Origin of the sequence: Sorangium sp. So ce726 (genome assembly GCF_051521405.1) — a bacterium.
Lineage (GTDB): Bacteria > Myxococcota_A > Polyangia > Polyangiales > Polyangiaceae > Sorangium.
Genome location: NZ_CP150349.1, coordinates 9,230,418 through 9,247,308, shown reverse-complemented (window position 1 = coordinate 9,247,308; position 16,891 = coordinate 9,230,418). Strand labels below are relative to the sequence as shown.

Here is a 16,891-nt window from a genome sequence, read left to right as displayed (position 1 = left end):
GTGGCCTCTCACGCGTCCGCGCGCTGCGCAGCGGCCAGCTCGTCGCACTCGCGAAGCCACGTCTGCGCCTCCGCTGCGCCGTCGCCGCCGCGCAGGGCGAGCGGCCACCGCGCGTCGCGCCAGCGCGCCGTAAACTCGGCCCAGCGCGCCGGCGCCTCGTGGCGCCCGGCCAGGGCGGCGACCCTGTCATCGATGCTCTGGATCGGAAACACCGGCTTGCCGAGCCCGAACCGCGCCTGCACCCAGTGGACCACGCCGATGAGGAGCCCGTACCGGCAGCGGCGGCTCTCCTCGTCGACGCCCACCACCGGCGACCTCCAGTCGAGGTGGATGTCGTCGAGCTCCGGCGGCCGCGGTTCGTGCTTGCCAACGCAGAGGTGAACCGCCTCCTGATCCGGCCGGTGGACCTCGCGCCAGCTGTCCGCGTCGAGCGGCTCGCCGCCCCGGAAGAGCTCCGCCATGCTCGCCGTGAGCGAGCCGAGCAGCGCGCCCCGCTGGTGCTCGATCCCCCCGAGGATCGTGTCGCGCGCCACGCGGCGGCCGCCCGCTCCCGCGAAGTGATGGTCGAGGCGCTCGCGCATGGCCGCCGGCTCCACGTAGACCACTTTGAATCCGGCGCTCCCGCCGCACCAGACGTTGCGCAGATACCTGATCTGCATCCACAGGCCGAGCGTTGGGTCGATGTCGCGGATACGCTCGAAGATGCGCACAACGATGTTGACGCACGTCGGCCCGAACCGGGTGAGCGCCTCGCCGAGGTCGCGTGGCTCGGGGGCGCCCCAGAACGCGTTGTCCAGGTTGAGCTCCGCCCCGGGGCGGCGCGCGAGCCGGTCGGCGAGGCTCCTCTCCAGCGCCTCGCGCAGCGGGCCCGCGAGCCCAGCCACGTGCGGGCCGGCCCCGGCGTCGGGTGAACCGGTCATGCGAACATCTTATCATGCCTGCCCGCGCGGCTCAGGGCCCGGCCACGGCCGCCTGTGGGATGAAGGCGCACCTGCACGGGAGGAGGGCGGCGGCCAACTTTTCTCCGCATCATGCGGCATATCACTGCGTTCAGCGCGAACGTGATAGAAGTCGTGGGCACCGGCATGGATCCCAAGATCTTGGAGATGCTCTTCATCGCCGTCAGCAACGGCGTCGCCCTCTTCATCGGCGCTTACCTGGCGCGGAGATCGGCAGATCTCAGCGCGGAGCGGCGGGCCGAGCACGAGGAGAGAGCGGAGCTCCAGAGACAGCGGCGAGAAGCGCTCTTGGAGCGACTGGCCCTCCAGCGGCGCGCGCTCGACGACTACGCGCGGATGATCGTCCGGTGGTCGTCGGTGCCTTCGTCCGGAGCGCCGCGCACGAAGGAGGAGGACCTCGCGGCGGATCAGGAGTCCATCGCGATGTACGCGCAGATGGCCAACGCGTACGGGAGTCGCCAGTTCGCCGAGCAGGCCGCCGCGACGCTGCACGCCGTGCGCGCCGGCCGGGGCAACGCCCAGGTGTTCCCGTTCGCCGTGCAGATCGCCTCGGCCTGCTACCAGGAGATGATCCGGGCGATCTCCGAGCTCGAGAAGGAGATCGGCCTGCCAGCGCCGCGGTCGCCCGCGCGGCCGTTCCTCCCGGACGAGGAGCTCGCGAAGGAGGCGACTCGGCTGTTCTCCAGGAACGTCGTGGAGCGCTCCGGGATCGATCTCGGCATGGTCGACCAGATCCTGGAGCGCGTCAGGGTGAACCCGTCGTCCGAGGAGACGGACAGCCCCAGGTAGCGCTCACGCCGACGGCTTCACTGGCTCCATCCCGCCCGGATGAGCGCGTAGAAGAGGAGGAGCCGAGGCACCCGGAACAGCACCATGGTCAAGAAGTAGCGCAGCGGGATCCGGTACAGCCCGGACAGGTAGCAGAGCATCGAGAAGGGGATCGGCGAGATGCTCCCGATCGCGATCGCCCAGTACCCGTAACGTTCGAAGAGCCGGTCTATCCTGGGTCGCGTCTGCTCGATGCGCGCCGCGAAGAGGCGGAGCCGCGCGAGGCGGCCGGCGAGGCGGTAACCCGTGCAGCCGCCGACGAGCGAGGCGGCCGAGATGGCGATCAGGGGCGCGACCTGCGAGCCACCCGCGGTGATCGCGGTCAGCATGTAGAACTGCGGCGGGATCGGGAACGAGAACGCATCGGCGAGGAAGGTGCCGACGAACATCCCGGCGAGGCCGAAGCGATCCACGAACCCGCGGCCGAGCGCGTCGAGCTGTTCGCGCGCGAGATGCGCCGCGAGCGCGATCCCCGCGAAGAGCGCGGACAGGCTCAGCGCCAGCTGGACCAGCGTGCGCCATAGATCTCGCCGATCGCCGCGCGGGCGCGGCTCGCCCTGCCGAGGCGTCAGACCGCCTCCAGCCGGCGGCGCTGCAGCCGCTCGATGATCCGTCTGCTGCGGAGGGTGCTTTGAAATATCCGCGTCGCCTTCTCGAGGGCGTCGAGGAGCTTTTGCTCCGCGCCGTGCTTATCGACGTAGGCGAAAGGCCGGTGCGCGTTGATGACCTCGAACGAGTCCTTCTCGTCGTGATACGCCGAATAGAAGATCACGGGCACTTCGGGTTGCACCTTGCGGATCTGGTCGCAGACCCAGAATCCCTCCTGCCCTGACATCCGCACATCGACGATCACCGCGCACGTGTCCTCGGTGAAGGCGGCGACCCCGTCCACGGCCGAGGAGCATACGACGAGGCGATATCGCTTCGAGAGGAGGGCGCCGAGGGGCTGCCAGATGCTCCTGTCCCCGTCGACCAAGAGCACGAGAGGGAGCCGCGTGGACTCGGGCGTCTCGCGATCCGGTCGCTCGGCTGGATCGGCTTCGAGCAGGGTGTCGGATTCCTTGGAGGGCATTCGTCGTCGATCGGGGAGGGCGCGTCAGGACCCGCGATGACGCAATGTACCACGCCCGGCGCGTCGAGCCAGCGCCGGGGCGCGCGCCGCCAGCGCGGGGGTGCGGCAGCGGGAACGGAGATGACGTCGGCGCCGGGCCGAGGTCTGCGCGTGCCGCCGCGCGGTGGGCGGCGGCCAGGGATTCGTCTATGCTCTGCGCGGAGGCGTGGCCTCATGGTGAGGCGCGCTGGCCTCCTGCAAAGCGCTGCTACCGTGCCGGGTCGCGCGCTCGCCTTCTTCTCGTGCGCTGACGCAGGCTGCCGGTCGGCAGCGGGTCGCTCACCGGGGAGAGTCGCCGTTCCACAACCGAGGTGAGCTGCCCATGAAGAACGCAGAACTCCGATCGATCCCGCTCGTCATCGCCGCCGTTCTCGGCCTCTTTGCCGCAGGGGCCGCGGGGTGCAAAGACGAAGAGATCCTGAACGCATGCAGTGAGCTCTGCAAGCACCGCATCCTCTGCGCGGAGGAGAACGACGCTCCGCCGCCGAGCAAGACCAGCTGCGAGACCGCGTGCCTTGGCCTCGAGGGAAATGACCTCGTGGAGCGAACCGAGGAGTGCGTGAACAAGGCGTCCTGTGATTACGTCGCGTGCGCGGACCCTTGAACGCGGCGTCCGAGCCCGCGCGCGGGAGGCGGGGGCGGCTCGTCCCCCGGACGGATGGCGCGAGGAGGGGCGGCGCGATCAGGGCGCCGCGTCGCACTCGGGCGCGTCGCGGAGCGGGCCCGAGGCGCGCGGTCCGTCGAAGTGCAGGAGCTCGAGATCGACGAGCTCGAGGCGCTTGAGCGTCAGATCCAGCGGGCCGACCGACACGCCTGCCACCGCCTCGGCGTAGGCCCGCACGCCGCCGTCGACCCGCGCGTCGTACGAGCAGTAGGGCGGCGCGGTCTCCGCCCTGACGCGCGCGTACGCCTGGACTCCGACGTTGGGGCCGACGATGCCGTACAGGCGCGCCCGGAGCTCCGCGCCGGCGCTCACCTTGCCGGACGCCGTGATCGGGCCGGGCGCGCCGATCGAGGCCGAGCCCGAGGCCGAGCCGGAGGGCTCCCAGATCGTGCTCCAGTTACCGTTCCTGTAGTCGACCCCGGCCTCGATCTCGGCGGTCGCCTGCGCCTCGGCCTCCACCTCGGCGGCCGTGAAGGACAGCCCCAGATCCGCCTTCGCTCTCGGCACGACGTCCGTCGTGACGATGACGGGGACGGGGCCCACCCAGAAGGTCAGCGTCGGTAGCGGGATGCTCGGGACGCCTCCGGCGAGCTCCAGGAGATCGACCGAGCAGGTCCCCGTGACCGTGCCGGTGCCCTGGAGCCTGGCGCTCACGTCGAGCTGGCCCGACGCGACGAGGCGGAGCTGCTTCAGCTCCGGCACCGGGTTGAGCGTGCCCCTCGGGCCGACGTGGACCTCGAGATCGAGCGCCGGCGAGAGCTCGGCCGTGACGTCGAGCGCCGCCGTCCCGTGCGCGGTGACCCCGCACGACGCCGGGAGCGAGGCCGAAGAGAGATCGAGGAGCTTCATGGAGGCGCCGGACGAGATCTTCAGGGCTTCCGCCGCGCTCGCGATCTGCTCGCCGTCCTCCACGCCGAGCTCGCGGGTGCGCGCGACGTGATCGTCGATTGCGCGCGCGTACTCGCGCGCGTCGTAGTGGACGTGGAAATGGCCCTCGGTGATGAACTCCGTCAGAGGAGCGGGCGTCGTCGCGAGCGCCACCCGCGTCGCGTCGATCGTGCGTACGCTCACGACGCGGGCGAGGTAGCCGCCTCCCTGCGTGCCGCCGAGCACGTCGCCCGCGGCGAAGGGCGTCATGCTGCCGTCATGGGTGATGACGAGCTCGTGGTCCCCGAGCGCCGCAGCGACGAACCCCGGCTCCTTCTCGGGCACGCGGGCGCGCTCCGAGAGCGTGAGCGGGCGGACAATATCGACGGCGCCGGGGGCAGGTAACTCGGTAGGATCCGCAGCATCGCTCGAATCCACGGCGCACGCCGCGAGCTGAGGTGCGCTGAACGCGATGAAAGCGGCGGAGATGAGGCGCGCCGTCGACGCGCGTCTCCCAGGGAGAGTGGTCTTCATGCGCGCGGACGCTACGCGGGTATTGTGGCGAGTTGGTTACAAAAATGAGACTTGCTGTCTCCGGGAGAATGGGTAACCGCTCACTGCGGTGGATGGATATCCATGAATCGATATCTCCGAGGCGCGAGGAGCGCTTATCGAAGCGAGCGATTCGCGACGCCGTGCGAGCTCGTCCATGATGTGGTGTGCGAGCGTGCTCGTGATGGCGCGGGAGCGTGCTCGTGGTGTGGCGCTCGGGCGCGCTCATGGATCGTCTCGGGCGGCGCCGAGCCGGGGACCGGGGTCGGGTCGTGCTCGCACGGCGTCGGCCAGGGGGAACGTCCTCCGGCTCGTGGATGGAGGGAGGGAGGAAGGAAGCGCGCGGAGGGCGCGCGTCGCTTTGCGCGGACAGGGCGTGGCGGCTCGACACAGTCGAGCCGGGGCTCGAGGCCACGGCGCGCGTCAGGTGATCGAGCGTCGGCGTCGCGGTCTCTCGCGATGCGCCGGTCGCCGCTCGCTCCCTATCGAGGCGTCGCGATCGAACTCGTGGAGCGCCAGCGAGGAGCCCGACGAGCGCGAATCAGCGTGCCTGCAGCTCCGCCTTCACGCTCTCGTGCAGCCGAGCCCCCGAGGCTGCCGCTGCTGGGCGGCCTCGGCCTGTCCTAACCTGGGGTGAGTAACGGGATTCGAACCCGCGACAACTGGAGCCACAATCCAGTGCTCTACCAACTGAGCTATACCCACCGTTCTTCGTGGCCCGTGGGGCTGCGAAGGCCTGGCAGAATACTCAGCTCCGCGCAGAGTGCAATCACGGAAACGCACCGCGTGTCGCTCTTCTGGCCCCCCACCCTGGATCCTCCCACCTTTCGAGCCACCCACCCCGGCTTCCCGCCCTGAACCCCCTCCAAGGAGGCGCCGACCTCCTCCAGGCAGGGATCCCCGCGGGGCAGCGGCCCGCCGGCGGCCCCCGCCCGGCCCCGTTCACACCTCGGCCCTGGTTCCCCGGTGCGCGCCGCTGATCGCCTCGCTCAGAGCGTCGTCCACCGGCGCAGCGCGGTTCGGCGCGCCCGGTCCAGGTCCGCGCGGTGGCGGGTCGAGATCGGCGCGCGCTGCGCGGGATGCGCCGGCGGCACCGACGCTCCAGCCGGGTCGTCTGCTGCCTCGCACCCGGACGCCGCGAGCAGCGCCGCCGCGAGCGAGCTCTCGAGCGCGGTCAGGTCGTAGCCGCCCTCCAGGAAGATGGCGAGCCTCCCCCCCGCCTTCGCGGTCGCCATCGCCGCGAGCCGGCGGCCCATCGCCGCGTACGCGGCCCGCGACAGCTTCATCGCCGCCATCGGATCGCGCTCGTGCGCGTCGAACCCCGCCGAGACCAGGATCAGCTCGGGCGCGTATTCGTCGAGCACCGGAAGGAGGAGCTCGTCGAACGCAGCCTCGTAGACCGCGTCCGTCGCGCCGTCGGACAGCGGCACGTTCACCGTGTACCCGGCGCCCTCGCCTCCGCCGAGCTCGTCGGCGGCGCCGGTGCCGGGATAGAACGGCCACTGGTGCAGCGAGCAGAACAGCACCCGCGGATCGTCCCAGAAGATGTCCTGCGTGCCGTTGCCGTGGTGCACGTCGAAGTCGACAACCGCCACCCGCGAGAGCCCGCTGCTCAGCGCCGCCTGCGCCGCCACGGCGACGTTGTTCAGGAGACAGAAGCCCATGCCGGCGTCGCGCGTGGCGTGGTGGCCGGGCGGACGGAGCAGCGCGACCCCGAGCCGACCGGGGCCAGCGAGCACCGCATCGACCAGCGCCACCGCGGCGCCCGCGCCGCGCCTCGCCGCCTCGACCGAGCGCGGGACCACGTACGTGTCGGGGTCGAGCGCCGCATAGTGGCCGGTGAGCCGGCCGAGCGACTCCAGGTACCGCGGGGCGTGGACCCGGGCGAGCTCTTCCTCGGTGGCGTCGCGCGACGCCACGTGCTCCAGCGAGAGGCCGGCCGCGGCGCAGCGCTCGATGGCGCGGCGGGCGGCTTCGAGGCGCTCCGGGCGCTCAGGGTGCGCGCCTCGCGAGCGATGTTGCTCGAACAGCGCGTCGTCGACGACGTAGAGGCGCGGGGCTTCGGAGTGCGGCTGATTCAAGTGCACCATGAGCTGGGTGGAGAGTTGTAGCAGCGCCGCAGCGGATGGTAGCTTGCCCTGAGCCCCGGAAAGAAGGAGTGGAGACGCAGGATGCGCGGAAAGATCATCGCAGTCTTCGCCGTGATTGTCCTCATGGTCGGAGGGCTTTTTTACGCCCTCACGCGCGCCTCCCTCGCGGAGATCGGGCGCCCCGGCGAGGCGCCGCGCGCGCTTGCGGCCGCCATGGCGCAGCTCCAGGTGGACGGCCTCGTGCTGGAGCGGTGGCTCGACTCCCACGCGAGCGACCCGAAGCTGCGCGAGCCGTTCAACGCCGGCACCGCCCCGGCCCGGGCTGAGGCGGCCACCAGCGCCGCCAACGCCATCCGGGAGGCGGTCGCCGCCTCGCCCGAGCTGGCCAGGACCCCGCCCTCCCTCGTGGTCCTGGTGGACACCAAGGGCGTGGTGCTCGGACGGAACGCCTCCGCGCTCATGCGCGGAGACAACCTCGGCGCCGTCTACCCGTCGCTGAAGCTCGCCATCGAGCAGGGGGTGACCGGCTCGGACGTGTGGGTCAGCCGGGCGCGCAACGAGCAGCTGCTCGCGTCCTACGCGCCCATCCGCAGCGACGCCGGGCAGATCATCGGCGCCGTCGCCGTGGGCACCGCGCTGAACGACGAGCGGCTGACCAACGCGAGCGAGCGCACCAGCGGGCGCGTCCTCGTCGTCGCGACGCAGTCGGGCGACGGGCTCGACGTGGTGGCGAAATCGCGCGACGCTTCCCCGCAGCTGGTCGCGGCGCTCACGGCGTCGCCGGCGAAGGACGGCGCCCTGAAGGCGCTGCGCTCCGGCCAGACGGTCGACATCGGCGGGCTGTCCGGCGAGTACAGCGCCGTCGGGCACGCGCTCGACGGCTACGGCGACGGGCGGCGCGCGGTGCTGCTCAGCATCGCGCAGCTCCGGACGCCGGGGCTCGCGAGCGCGCTGCTCTGGCCGCTCCTCGGCGTCACCGCGCTCGGGCTCGTGCTCGTCGTGATCGCCGCGTATTTCCTGGACGCGTACATCTCGCAGCCGGTCTCCGAGATCGAGGACGGCCTGCTCGCGATCATGAACGGCCGGACCGACCTCCGGTTCCAGATCGAGCACGCCGAGCTCGGCGGGCTCGTGTTCCGCCTGAACTCGCTCCTGAACCAGCTGCTCGGCGTGCAGGAGGACGAGACCGACGCCGAGGGGCGCCCGTCGCGCGCGCCGACGTCGGCGTCCTTCCGGGACGCCCTCGAGGTCGACGAGCGGATGGCCGCGCTGTCCGCGGGGGAGATCCCGGCCGACGCCAAGGCGCTCCTCGAGGAGCCGGAGGACGCGTACTACGCGCGCATCTTCGCGGAGTACATCGCCGCGAAGAAGTCGCTCGGCGATCCGGTGGACCACATCACCCGCGACGCGTTCGTCGCCCGCCTCAAGGCGAGCGAGCAGGAGCTCGGGCGGAAGCACGGAAAGCCCATGCGCTACAAGATCGAGGTCCGCGGCAAGGAGGTCGTGCTCCTCGCCGTGCCGCTCGCCTGACGCGCGCGGCGCAGGAGCCCGGGAGCGGGGGGAGGCGCTGCGCCGCCCGCGGCGCGCGGGCACGCCGCGCCGCGCGGCTCAGTGCAGCACCGCGTCCGGGCCTTCGTGCAGCTCGACGCGCCCCGACGAGGGCTCGCGGCGGAGCGCGATCACGTCGGAGAGCTCGCAGCCCAGCGCGATCGCCGGCGATGAGGTCGTGACGATCCACTGCACGTTGGGCAGCGCGGCGCGCAGGCGCGCGGCGAGCGATCGCTGGCGGTGCACCGGCTGCTGCGCCTCGATGTCGTCGATCAGCACGACGCCCTCGGCGAGGCGCGGATCGCCGCTCGGGTGCGCGGACGCGAGCGCGCGGAGCGCGAGCGCGCCGAACGCGACGGTGTGCCGCGCGCTCCGCCCGAGATCGTCGAAGTCGACGCGCCGGCCGTCCGCGCGCTCGAAGATCGGCTCGAGCCGGAGCGGATCGACGCCGGCGTACGTCACACCGTGGCCTTCGAGCAGCGCCTCGAGCACCTCCTTGAGCGCGCGATCGAGCGCGCCGAGCCGCTCTGCGTGGGCGCCCGGCTGCACGTCCGAGAGCGCCTCGGGCCGGCTCTTCCGGCCGTCGCGCGCGAGCGCCGCCGCGATCGGGACGAACGAGAGCACCTGCTTCGTCTCGCGGGCGAGGTCGGTGCGCGTCGCGTCGTCGAAGCTCGCGGCCGCGCGCACGTCGTAGCGGAGGATGCTGCGCTCAGGCGTCGTCAGTACGATCGAGCTGCGGGAGAACCAGCGCGCTCCCGAGAGCGCGACGAGGACGAAGCCACCCTCGGCCGCGCGCCTCTCGAACAGCGACTGCTCCCTCCGCCGCAAGATCGCCGCGTCCTCGGGCTCGTCGAGGCGCGCGTTCGGGCTCGTGACCCGCAGCGGGTGTGCGCGCGCCGTGTCGTCCGTGCCGAGCATCCAGTCGGCGACCACGAGCGGCTGCGCGCTGTCGTCTCCGCGCGGCCTCGGCTGCGCGACCGCGTACCCGGGCCGGGTCGACGCGATCGCCGACAGGATCGAGGTCTTGCCCACGCCGTCGCCGCCGAAGAGGACCACGAGCCGGCGCGGCGCGCCGGCGGCGTCCTCGAGCGAGAGCGAGAGGTCCTCGAACGGGCCGACATGGACGAGGCGGACGCGGGAGAGCAGCACCGCCCGCGAAGCTACCACCGCGCAGCGCGCGTGGAACGCCGCCATCGGCGTCGTGCGCGCGGGCGCTCCGGCGCACCCGGTGGCGCGCGGGGGCGCGGCAGCCTAGATTTGTCGTCCGGGGTCGTCACCGTGCTGCGCAAGCTGCCTCCGCCGGATTTCCGCTACGTCTGGCTCCACCCGGAGCCCGGCTCGACCGGCGCGCTCGCCGCGGCCGGGACCGCAGGGCTCGCGGGCGCCTCCGCCGCCGTCTGGAGCGCCGGGAGCCACGCGCTCTCGCTGGGGCTCATCGCGATGGGGAGCGCGCTCGGCTTGCTCGCGCTGGTCCGCGCCGAGCCCCGCCCCCCGATCCAGCGCGGCGCGCGCGAGGTGACGATGGCCGTCGTGCCCTGGGGGATCGTCGTCGACCCGGACACGGAGCCGAGGGTGCTGCGGTGGCCCGCCGTCCAGCGGGTGAGCGTGGACGTGTCGCACACGATGCGCGGCGGGACGCCGGCCATCGTGTCGAGCCTCGTGACGGTGCACACCGAGCGCGACGTGCTGGCGGGCCGCGCCGCTGGCGCGGTGGACCTGGAGCGGCTCCTCGCCAACCTCGAGGACTATGCGCAAGAGGCGTCGCGGCCCGTCGCCGCCGATATCGAGGGGCTGACGGTGCTCGGCGACGGTGTGACCGAGCCGATCGCCGCGGCGCTGCTGCAAGCGGCGGACGGCATCTGCGCGACGAGCCGCGGCGACGCGCAGCTCGCGCTGCCGGTGGGTGGCTACCGCACGGCGGCGGCGCGCGCGGCGGCGCCCGAGACGATCGCGGTGCTGCGCTCGGCGCTGTCGTGGAGCTACGACTGCCCCGCCGATCCGCGGCCGCTGGCGGCGGTCCTCGCGGGCGCGTTCGGGGCGGTGGAGCTCGTGCCCGAGCTCCTGGGGCTCGCGAGCTCGCCGCACCCGGTGGTCGCCGCGTTCGGCAAGGCCGCCGCGCTCCGTCTGGGTGCGCCGCCGAACCGCGCCGGCTCGCTCGACGAGGTCGCGGCCTTCCTGTTCGAGGAGGACGTGGAGATCGGGAAGCGGTGGATCGCGTCGGGCCCGACACTTTGTTTGCGACAGGGCGCCCAGGCTTGCTAGCTAGAGGGGTCGGCAGCGCGTGCGCTGCGGTTCGAGCGGCCTGCGCGCGGAGGCCGTCGTCCCGCGGGGCTCCGTCCTTAACGACGCGCTGCCGGTGGGTCGTCCAACGCGCCAGGTCGGCTATGAAACGGGCTCCGTCGCCACCGAAGCCGTCTTCAGGGGGAGCGCGCCGCAGGCTGGCCGTCGCGTGGGTCCTCGGCCTCTCGCTCGCCGCGTGCGCGGAGCATCACGCGGCCGGGCCGCCCCCGTCGCAGAGCACCGCGCGCGCCGCGCCGGCCGCCGCGCCGCCCGCGGCGCTCGCCCTCGTGCCTCCTGCGGGTCTCGCCCTCGCGCTTTCCGCGCCGCCCATGGTGGACGGCGCCTGGGTCGAGTCGGTGCGGATCGAGCGCTGGGCCGAGGCGGCGGAGCGGATCGACGCCCTGCCCATGGAGCAGCGCGCGCTGCCCTCGATGAAGTACGCGCGGGCGCGCGTCGCGTTCGAGCTAGGGGATCACGGCAAGGCGGTGGAGCTGCTGCATGGCCTGGAGCAGGAGCTGCCGCTCCTCTCCCGCGAGGTGGCGCGCTACCGGGCGGAGGCGGCGTTCGTTGCGGGGCCGTTCCTCGAGGCGGCGGCGTACTTCGAGCGCTCGGGCAGCGCGCCCGGCCTCGCGCGCGCCGCGCTCGCCACCATGAAGGGCGGCGATCTCAAGCAGGCTCGCGCGCTCGCCGATCGGGCCGTGGCCGCGGCGCAGCGCGCGCGCAGGTCGCGCGACGAGGCCGCGGCGCGGATGGCGCGGGCGCGCGTCCAGCTCGGCGTGCGCGACGCCGCCGAGCGCCCGGGGGAGAAGGCCGCCGCGGCGGCCCTCGCGCACGCCGACCTGCGGTGGATCGTGAAGAGCGCGCCGTCGTCGCCCGACGGGCGCGAGGCCGCGGCGCTCCTCGCCGGCTTGCCGGGGCAGCTCTCGCAGGAGGAGCGGCTCCAGAAGGTCGACGCGATGGTCGCCGGGGGCAGCGCGGCGGAGGCGATCGCCGAGCTCGACAAGATGTCGGGCGTGCCGGCGTCGGAGCTCCACCACCGCAGGGCCACGGCGCTCTACCAGGCGCGCGACTACGAGGCCGCGGCCGCGGCGTTCCTCAAGGTCGCCGCCTCGCCGTCGGCGCGCCAGGCGGAGCAGCTGCACCTCGCGGCGCGCTCGCTCTCGCGGCTCCGGCGCGAGGCGGAGGCGATCGAGCGGCACCTCGCTGTCGCGCGCAGGTTCCGGAAGACCCGCTGGGGGGAGCTCTCGAGCCTGCTCGCCGCGCGGCTCCTCATGCAGGTAGGGCGCTACACCGAGGCCGTCGCGCAGTACGGCCGGTTCCTCGACGCCTATCCGCGGAGCGATCGGCGCGACGACGCGGTCTCCGAGCGGGCCCTCGCGACGCTGTCGACGGGCGGCGCCGCGCGCGTGCGGCGGCCGCTGGAGCAGCTCGCGCGCGACGCGAGGCCGGCCGACGCGGCGCGGCTGCGCGAGCTCGCCGGGCTCGCGGCGCTGCGCGGCGGCGACCGAGACGGCGCGGTGCGGCTCTGGACGCAGGTGATGCGGGAGCAGCCGCTCTCGTGGGGCGCGCTGCTCTCGCGCTCGCGCCTCGCGGCGGTGGGCGCGCCCATGCCGCCGCTGCTCGTCCCGGCGTCTCTCGGGGACGCCCGGATGGTCGAGGTGAAGCTGCCGCCGGCCGCGGCGCTGCTCGCGTCGATGGGGCTCGACGGCGACGCGGAGAGCTACCTCGCCGAGAACGAGCGAGAGGCGACCGCGGCCTATGCGGGGCAGGAGAGCGAGGCGCTCTGCAGGATGTACGGCATGCTCTCGCCCGCGAAGCGCCGCTACCGCGTGGGCACGCAGGCGGTCTCTGCCGCGGCGCTCCAGCGCGCGCCCTCGCAGGCCGATCGCTGGACGTGGGAGTGCGTCTATCCGGAGCCGTACGTCGGCGAGGTGCGCGCGCTCGAGGCGCAGCACGGACTGCCGAGGGGCCTCGTTCACGCGCTGATGCGCCAGGAGAGCGCGTTCGATCCCATCGTGGTGAGCCCCGCGAGCGCGGTCGGGTTGATGCAGCTCATGCCGTCGACGGCTCAGAGGGCGGCGAGCGAGCTCTCGCTCGGCTTCGACCTTGGGCAGCTCAAGAGCGCGCCGCTCAACCTGCGCCTCGGCGGCTTCTACATCGGCAAGCTGCTCCGGACGTTCGAGGGTAGCCTGCCGCTCGCGACGGCGGCGTACAACGCCGGTCCGAAGGCCGTGTCGCACTGGCTCGATGGGGGCATCGACCGGGACACCGATGTGTGGGTGGCGCGGATCCCCTACGAAGAGACGCGCACCTATGTGGGTCGCGTCCTCTCGAACCTGGCGCGGTATCAATGGCTGGCCGGCGGAGACGCGGCCGTGGAGATGCTCCCGCTCACGCTCCCCGCGGACGCGCGCGCCCCGGCGGACGCGTACTGAGCGCGGTTGCCGGGACGGCAGCGTAGAGATTCCTCCTGCGTTAAAATTGCGCTGTGCGCTTGAACTCGCAGGCGGGTGCCTTCACCGTGGTGGGGTGGCAGGGACCGCTGGAAGCGACGGCGTGTTCAAGCGGTGTGGGGTCCTCATCCAGCCCTACGCCGATGCTCGATCCATCGGCCGGCTGCTCTCGTCGGCGCTGGCGTGGCTCCTCGTCGTCTTCTCCGTCGCGTCGCTCGTGGAGCCGCTCGCGGGCCCGATCGTGGCGGCCGTCATGGTGCCGTTCGCGCTGCTCGGGTCGTTGCTCGCGCTGCTCTGCCTGGCGTGCCTGCTCTACACGCCGATCGCGTGGCTCTGGGCGGCGGTGGGCTCGTCTGGCGCGGCGGTCGTCCGGGTGAGCAACGCGCTGTGGATCGAGCGCCCTGGCGATCGGCGGTCGTTCCCGCTCCTCTCGCTCACGCGCGCGCGGCTCTCGAGCTCCGGCGGCGAGGTCGCCTTGAAGACCGACGACGGCGACGTCATCCGGGTGCGCGTCGACGATCCGGTCGACGCGGAGCGGCTGCTCGGCGCGATCGCCGCCGGGCGAGCGCGGGGCACGTGGAGCGCGCGGCTCTATGACGACGCGCCGTCGCTGCCGCGGCGCAGCCTGTTCGTCGGGGTCGCGGCGCTCATGTCACTGATCTGCTGGTCGGTGCTCGACTTCGACGTGGCGGTCTCGCTCGGCGTCGTCACGGGCGCCTCGGCGTGGGTGCTCGCGGCGCTGCTCCGGGAGGGCTCTGCGCGCCGCGTGCTGGTGGCGGGCAGCGACGGGCTCTCGCTCCGGGACGACGCCGGCGAGCGCTTCATCTCCTTCGGCAGCATCGAGCGGGTCGAGGAGACAGCGCTCGGGGTGGAGCTCGCGCTCGCGGGGGGCGAGGAGCTCTCGCTCACCCTCGTGCCGCCGCAGCTGCTGCGCGATCCCAGCGAGACCGGGCTCAGCATGGTGCTCGCGGAGCGGCGCCGCGAGCACCTGCTCGCGCTGCTGCGGGAGCGGAGCGGGCGCGGCGCCCACGAGGCGGGGCGCGCGGTGGCGCTCCTCGGGCGCCGCGGCCTGCCTGCGCCCGCCTGGCGGGCGGCGCTGCGCCGCCTCGTGGGCGAGGCCGGCGCCGACTACCGGACAGCGAAGCTCACGCGGGAGCAGGCGTTCACGGTGCTCGAGGACGGCGGCGCGCCGGCCGAGCTCCGCATCGGGGCCGCGCTCGCGCTCGCGGGCTCGCGCGACGGCCAGACCGAGGAGCGGCTGCGGATCGCGGCCGAGGGCTGCGCGAACCGAGACGTGCGGCTCGCCCTGGAGCATGCGGCCGAGGGCGACGTTGACGACTGGATGCTCGAGCAGGCGCTCTCGTCCTCGGGGGAAGAACAGGCGGCGCCGCCGCCGCGATCCACGGCGCGGGCGGCGTAAGGCTGCTTCCTGCGTCCTGGCCGCCGGCGCGCCGCGCGGGCGGGCGGGGCTGATCGATTCTTCTCGCCCTCCGGCGTTCCAGTTCTCGGTACTCTCTCAGGAGGACGCGCGGCTCCTCGGGTCGGTGTCCAGCCGAGCTGCCGCGGGCGCCTGCTGCGCGCCTGTGGTCCTTCAAGGTAGACCCCGATGGAAGGCCCGCTCCAGGACCCCTACGCTTCGGTCGCAGTTCACCCCCCGCGCCCCCGCGCGCAGGCGGGCCGCGCCGCGCGGATCGCGCTGCTCGTCGTGGCGCTCTTCGCGTCGGTTGGGTTCGGCGCGCTCGTGGTGGCGCCGCGCCTCGGCGCGCCCGCGCCCTCGAGCGTCGTGGTCGCCCGGCCGTCTCCTGCGCTCATCATCGCCATCCGCGACCTGGCGCGGCTCGAGACCACGGAGGTGCACGTCGAGAAGGTCGTGGATCTGGCCGACCGGCAGAGCCGCCTGTTCGGTCTGGTGCAGGCCACCGACGCCCTCCTGCTCGTTGCGGTCGGCCACGTCACGATCGGCGTCGATCTCGCGCGGATCGGCGAGGGCGACATCGCGATGGATCCGGAGACCGGCGTCGCGCGGCTCACGCTGCCGGCGCCCGAGGTCTTCTCGACCCGGCTCGACGAGGACGAGACGTATGTCTACACGCGGTCGACCAGCCTGCTCGCGCGGCGCAACGAGCAGCTCGAGGCGCGGGCCCGGAAGGAGGCGACGGCGGCGATCGAGAAGGCCGCGCTCGAGGGGAACGTGATGGCGCGCGCCAAGGCGCAGGCCGAGCGGCAGATCACGGCGCTCGCGACGCAGCTCGGCGCGAAGCGGGTGGAGATCCGCTGGCGCGAGGTCGGCGGCGGCGGCGGCTGACGCGGGGTGGGCGCGTCTCTCGCCGCGTCACGCCGCGGGAGAGTGGTTCGCGCTCGCGGTGATCGAGCCTTCGCCGAGGGCTTGGTCCGTGGCGCAGGCCTGGTGGAGGAGGGGCACCGTGAATGCGAAGGTGGATCCCTCTCCGACGCCGCTCTCGACCTCGATGGTACCGTGATGCGACTCCACGATCGCCTTCGCGATGAAGAGGCCGAGGCCGAGCCCGCCGTTCTGCTTGCGTCGCTCGCCGAAGTAGCGCTCGAAGATCCGGGGCAGCTTGTCAGCGTCGATCCCGAGCCCCGTGTCGGTCACGCTGAACCGTACGAAGCGGCCTGCCACGTCGGCGCGCAGGGTGATCGTCCCGCCGGGCGGCGTGAACTTCAACGCGTTGACGGTGAGGTTGGTGAGCACCTGGAGGATTCGATCGCGGTCACAGAGCGCGGAGGGGAGCCCCGCCGGAGCCTCGGAGCGCATCTGGATGTGCTTCGCCTCTGCTTCGTCGGCGTGGGTCTCGACCACCTCGGCGAGCAACGCCGCCGGTGACTCGGGCGCGAGGTCGAGCGCGAGCCCTCCGGAGTCGATCAAGGCCGTGTCGAGCAGGCTGCGGAGGAGGCGGTTCATCCGCTGTACGGTCCGGTGCACGACGGCCGCACGCCGCGAGATCTCGACGCCCGCTCCCGCGGTCGAGGCCCTCGCGATCAGCCCGGCGTTCAGATCGATGACGGCCAGCGGATCCCGAAGATCGTGGGCGACCATCGCGAGCGTGTGCTCCCTTACCTGCCCGGCGGAGCGCTCCGCTGCCGCGGCGTTCTCGGCCACCTCGCGCGAGGCGCGCTCGATCCGCACCGCCCGCGCCACGCTCTCGCCGAACGCGCTGAGCGTCGCGCCGATCAGGAGGAACAGGACCAGGCCGACGACGTCAGCGGGATGGCCGACCCACAACGCTCCATAGGGCTCGATCCAGTAGACGGCTCCCACGATGCAGAGCACCGTTGAGAGGAGCCCCGGCCAGAGCCCGCCGACCCAGGCGCTGGTGATGATCAGCACCCCGTAGAACAAGACGAGCGGGAGCTTCAAGGCCCACACCGGGGGCACCTGGGTGGCAAGGAGGAGCGCGATCGCGCCGGAAATCAGGGCTGTGCCGTAGCGTACGGCAGGCGAGCTCGAGTCGCACTCTGGCAGAGAGCTCATGATTGGCGCTGAACTTGACCCCGCCGGTCGGGCGTTGCAAGCAGCC

The 16,891-nt window shown here is 73.0% G+C and carries 14 protein-coding genes and 1 tRNA gene; 7 read left to right on the top strand and 8 right to left on the bottom strand.

Features of this window, described 5'->3' with window-relative positions:
- Positions 1-8: 8 nt before the first annotated feature.
- The gene (locus WME79_RS34290) at positions 9-920 is read right to left on the bottom strand and encodes a hypothetical protein (RefSeq protein WP_437523460.1); all 912 of its coding nucleotides are present in this window, start codon (positions 918-920) and stop codon (positions 9-11) included.
- A gap of 111 nt (positions 921-1,031) precedes the next feature.
- Here WME79_RS34290 and WME79_RS34285 point away from each other — a divergent pair, with 111 nt between their 5' ends.
- Positions 1,032-1,748 (top strand): hypothetical protein, encoded by a 717-nt coding sequence (locus tag WME79_RS34285; protein ID WP_437324111.1) that lies wholly within the window; start codon positions 1,032-1,034, stop codon positions 1,746-1,748.
- A 17-nt stretch (positions 1,749-1,765) separates the two neighbouring features.
- Here WME79_RS34285 and WME79_RS34280 read toward each other — a convergent pair whose 3' ends face one another.
- Together WME79_RS34280 and WME79_RS34275 are read right to left on the bottom strand one after the other, a co-directional pair.
- Positions 1,766-2,200: a YqaA family protein gene (locus tag WME79_RS34280; protein WP_437523457.1), complete on the bottom strand. Its 435-nt coding sequence runs from the start codon at positions 2,198-2,200 to the stop codon at positions 1,766-1,768.
- A gap of 155 nt (positions 2,201-2,355) precedes the next feature.
- Positions 2,356-2,859, bottom strand: a complete 504-nt coding sequence (locus tag WME79_RS34275) for a response regulator (protein ID WP_437523454.1) — start codon at positions 2,857-2,859, stop codon at positions 2,356-2,358.
- A 361-nt stretch (positions 2,860-3,220) separates the two neighbouring features.
- Here WME79_RS34275 and WME79_RS34270 point away from each other — a divergent pair, with 361 nt between their 5' ends.
- A complete protein-coding gene (locus WME79_RS34270; RefSeq protein ID WP_437523451.1) occupies positions 3,221-3,502 on the top strand; it encodes a hypothetical protein in 282 nt (93 codons plus the stop codon).
- A 78-nt stretch (positions 3,503-3,580) separates the two neighbouring features.
- Here WME79_RS34270 and WME79_RS34265 read toward each other — a convergent pair whose 3' ends face one another.
- The 3 genes from WME79_RS34265 to WME79_RS34255 all read right to left on the bottom strand — a co-directional run bounded on the left by WME79_RS34265 (position 3,581) and on the right by WME79_RS34255 (position 7,071).
- Positions 3,581-4,963, bottom strand: a complete 1,383-nt coding sequence (locus tag WME79_RS34265) for a hypothetical protein (RefSeq protein WP_437523448.1) — start codon at positions 4,961-4,963, stop codon at positions 3,581-3,583.
- Positions 4,964-5,610: 647 nt separating this feature from the next.
- Positions 5,611-5,686 (bottom strand) — tRNA-His (locus WME79_RS34260).
- A 284-nt stretch (positions 5,687-5,970) separates the two neighbouring features.
- Positions 5,971-7,071: a histone deacetylase family protein gene (locus WME79_RS34255; RefSeq protein WP_437523447.1), complete on the bottom strand. Its 1,101-nt coding sequence runs from the start codon at positions 7,069-7,071 to the stop codon at positions 5,971-5,973.
- An 81-nt stretch (positions 7,072-7,152) separates the two neighbouring features.
- Here WME79_RS34255 and WME79_RS34250 point away from each other — a divergent pair, with 81 nt between their 5' ends.
- Complete coding sequence (locus WME79_RS34250) at positions 7,153-8,601, top strand: MXAN_5187 C-terminal domain-containing protein (protein ID WP_437523444.1); 1,449 nt, start codon at positions 7,153-7,155, stop codon at positions 8,599-8,601.
- Positions 8,602-8,679: 78 nt separating this feature from the next.
- Here the strand turns inward: WME79_RS34250 and WME79_RS34245 are convergent, their stop codons facing one another.
- A complete protein-coding gene (locus tag WME79_RS34245; RefSeq protein WP_437523442.1) occupies positions 8,680-9,786 on the bottom strand; it encodes a hypothetical protein in 1,107 nt (368 codons plus the stop codon).
- A 90-nt stretch (positions 9,787-9,876) separates the two neighbouring features.
- Between WME79_RS34245 and WME79_RS34240 the strand changes: the two genes are divergently transcribed.
- The 4 genes from WME79_RS34240 (at position 9,877) to WME79_RS34225 (ending at position 15,657) form a co-directional block, all read left to right on the top strand.
- Entirely contained in the window at positions 9,877-10,881 is a 1,005-nt protein-coding gene (locus tag WME79_RS34240) for a hypothetical protein (protein ID WP_437523439.1), read from the top strand.
- 122 nt (positions 10,882-11,003) lie between these two features.
- Complete coding sequence (locus WME79_RS34235; protein ID WP_437523436.1) at positions 11,004-13,334, top strand: transglycosylase SLT domain-containing protein; 2,331 nt, start codon at positions 11,004-11,006, stop codon at positions 13,332-13,334.
- Positions 13,335-13,455: 121 nt separating this feature from the next.
- Positions 13,456-14,772, top strand: coding sequence for a hypothetical protein (locus tag WME79_RS34230; protein ID WP_437523433.1), 1,317 nt, complete (start codon positions 13,456-13,458; stop codon positions 14,770-14,772).
- A gap of 186 nt (positions 14,773-14,958) precedes the next feature.
- Positions 14,959-15,657 (top strand): DUF4230 domain-containing protein, encoded by a 699-nt coding sequence (locus WME79_RS34225; protein ID WP_437523430.1) that lies wholly within the window; start codon positions 14,959-14,961, stop codon positions 15,655-15,657.
- A gap of 27 nt (positions 15,658-15,684) precedes the next feature.
- On the opposite strand, the gene WME79_RS34220 is transcribed toward WME79_RS34225, so the two are convergent.
- Entirely contained in the window at positions 15,685-16,845 is a 1,161-nt protein-coding gene (locus WME79_RS34220) for a sensor histidine kinase (RefSeq protein ID WP_437523427.1), read from the bottom strand.
- Positions 16,846-16,891 lie beyond the last annotated feature (46 nt).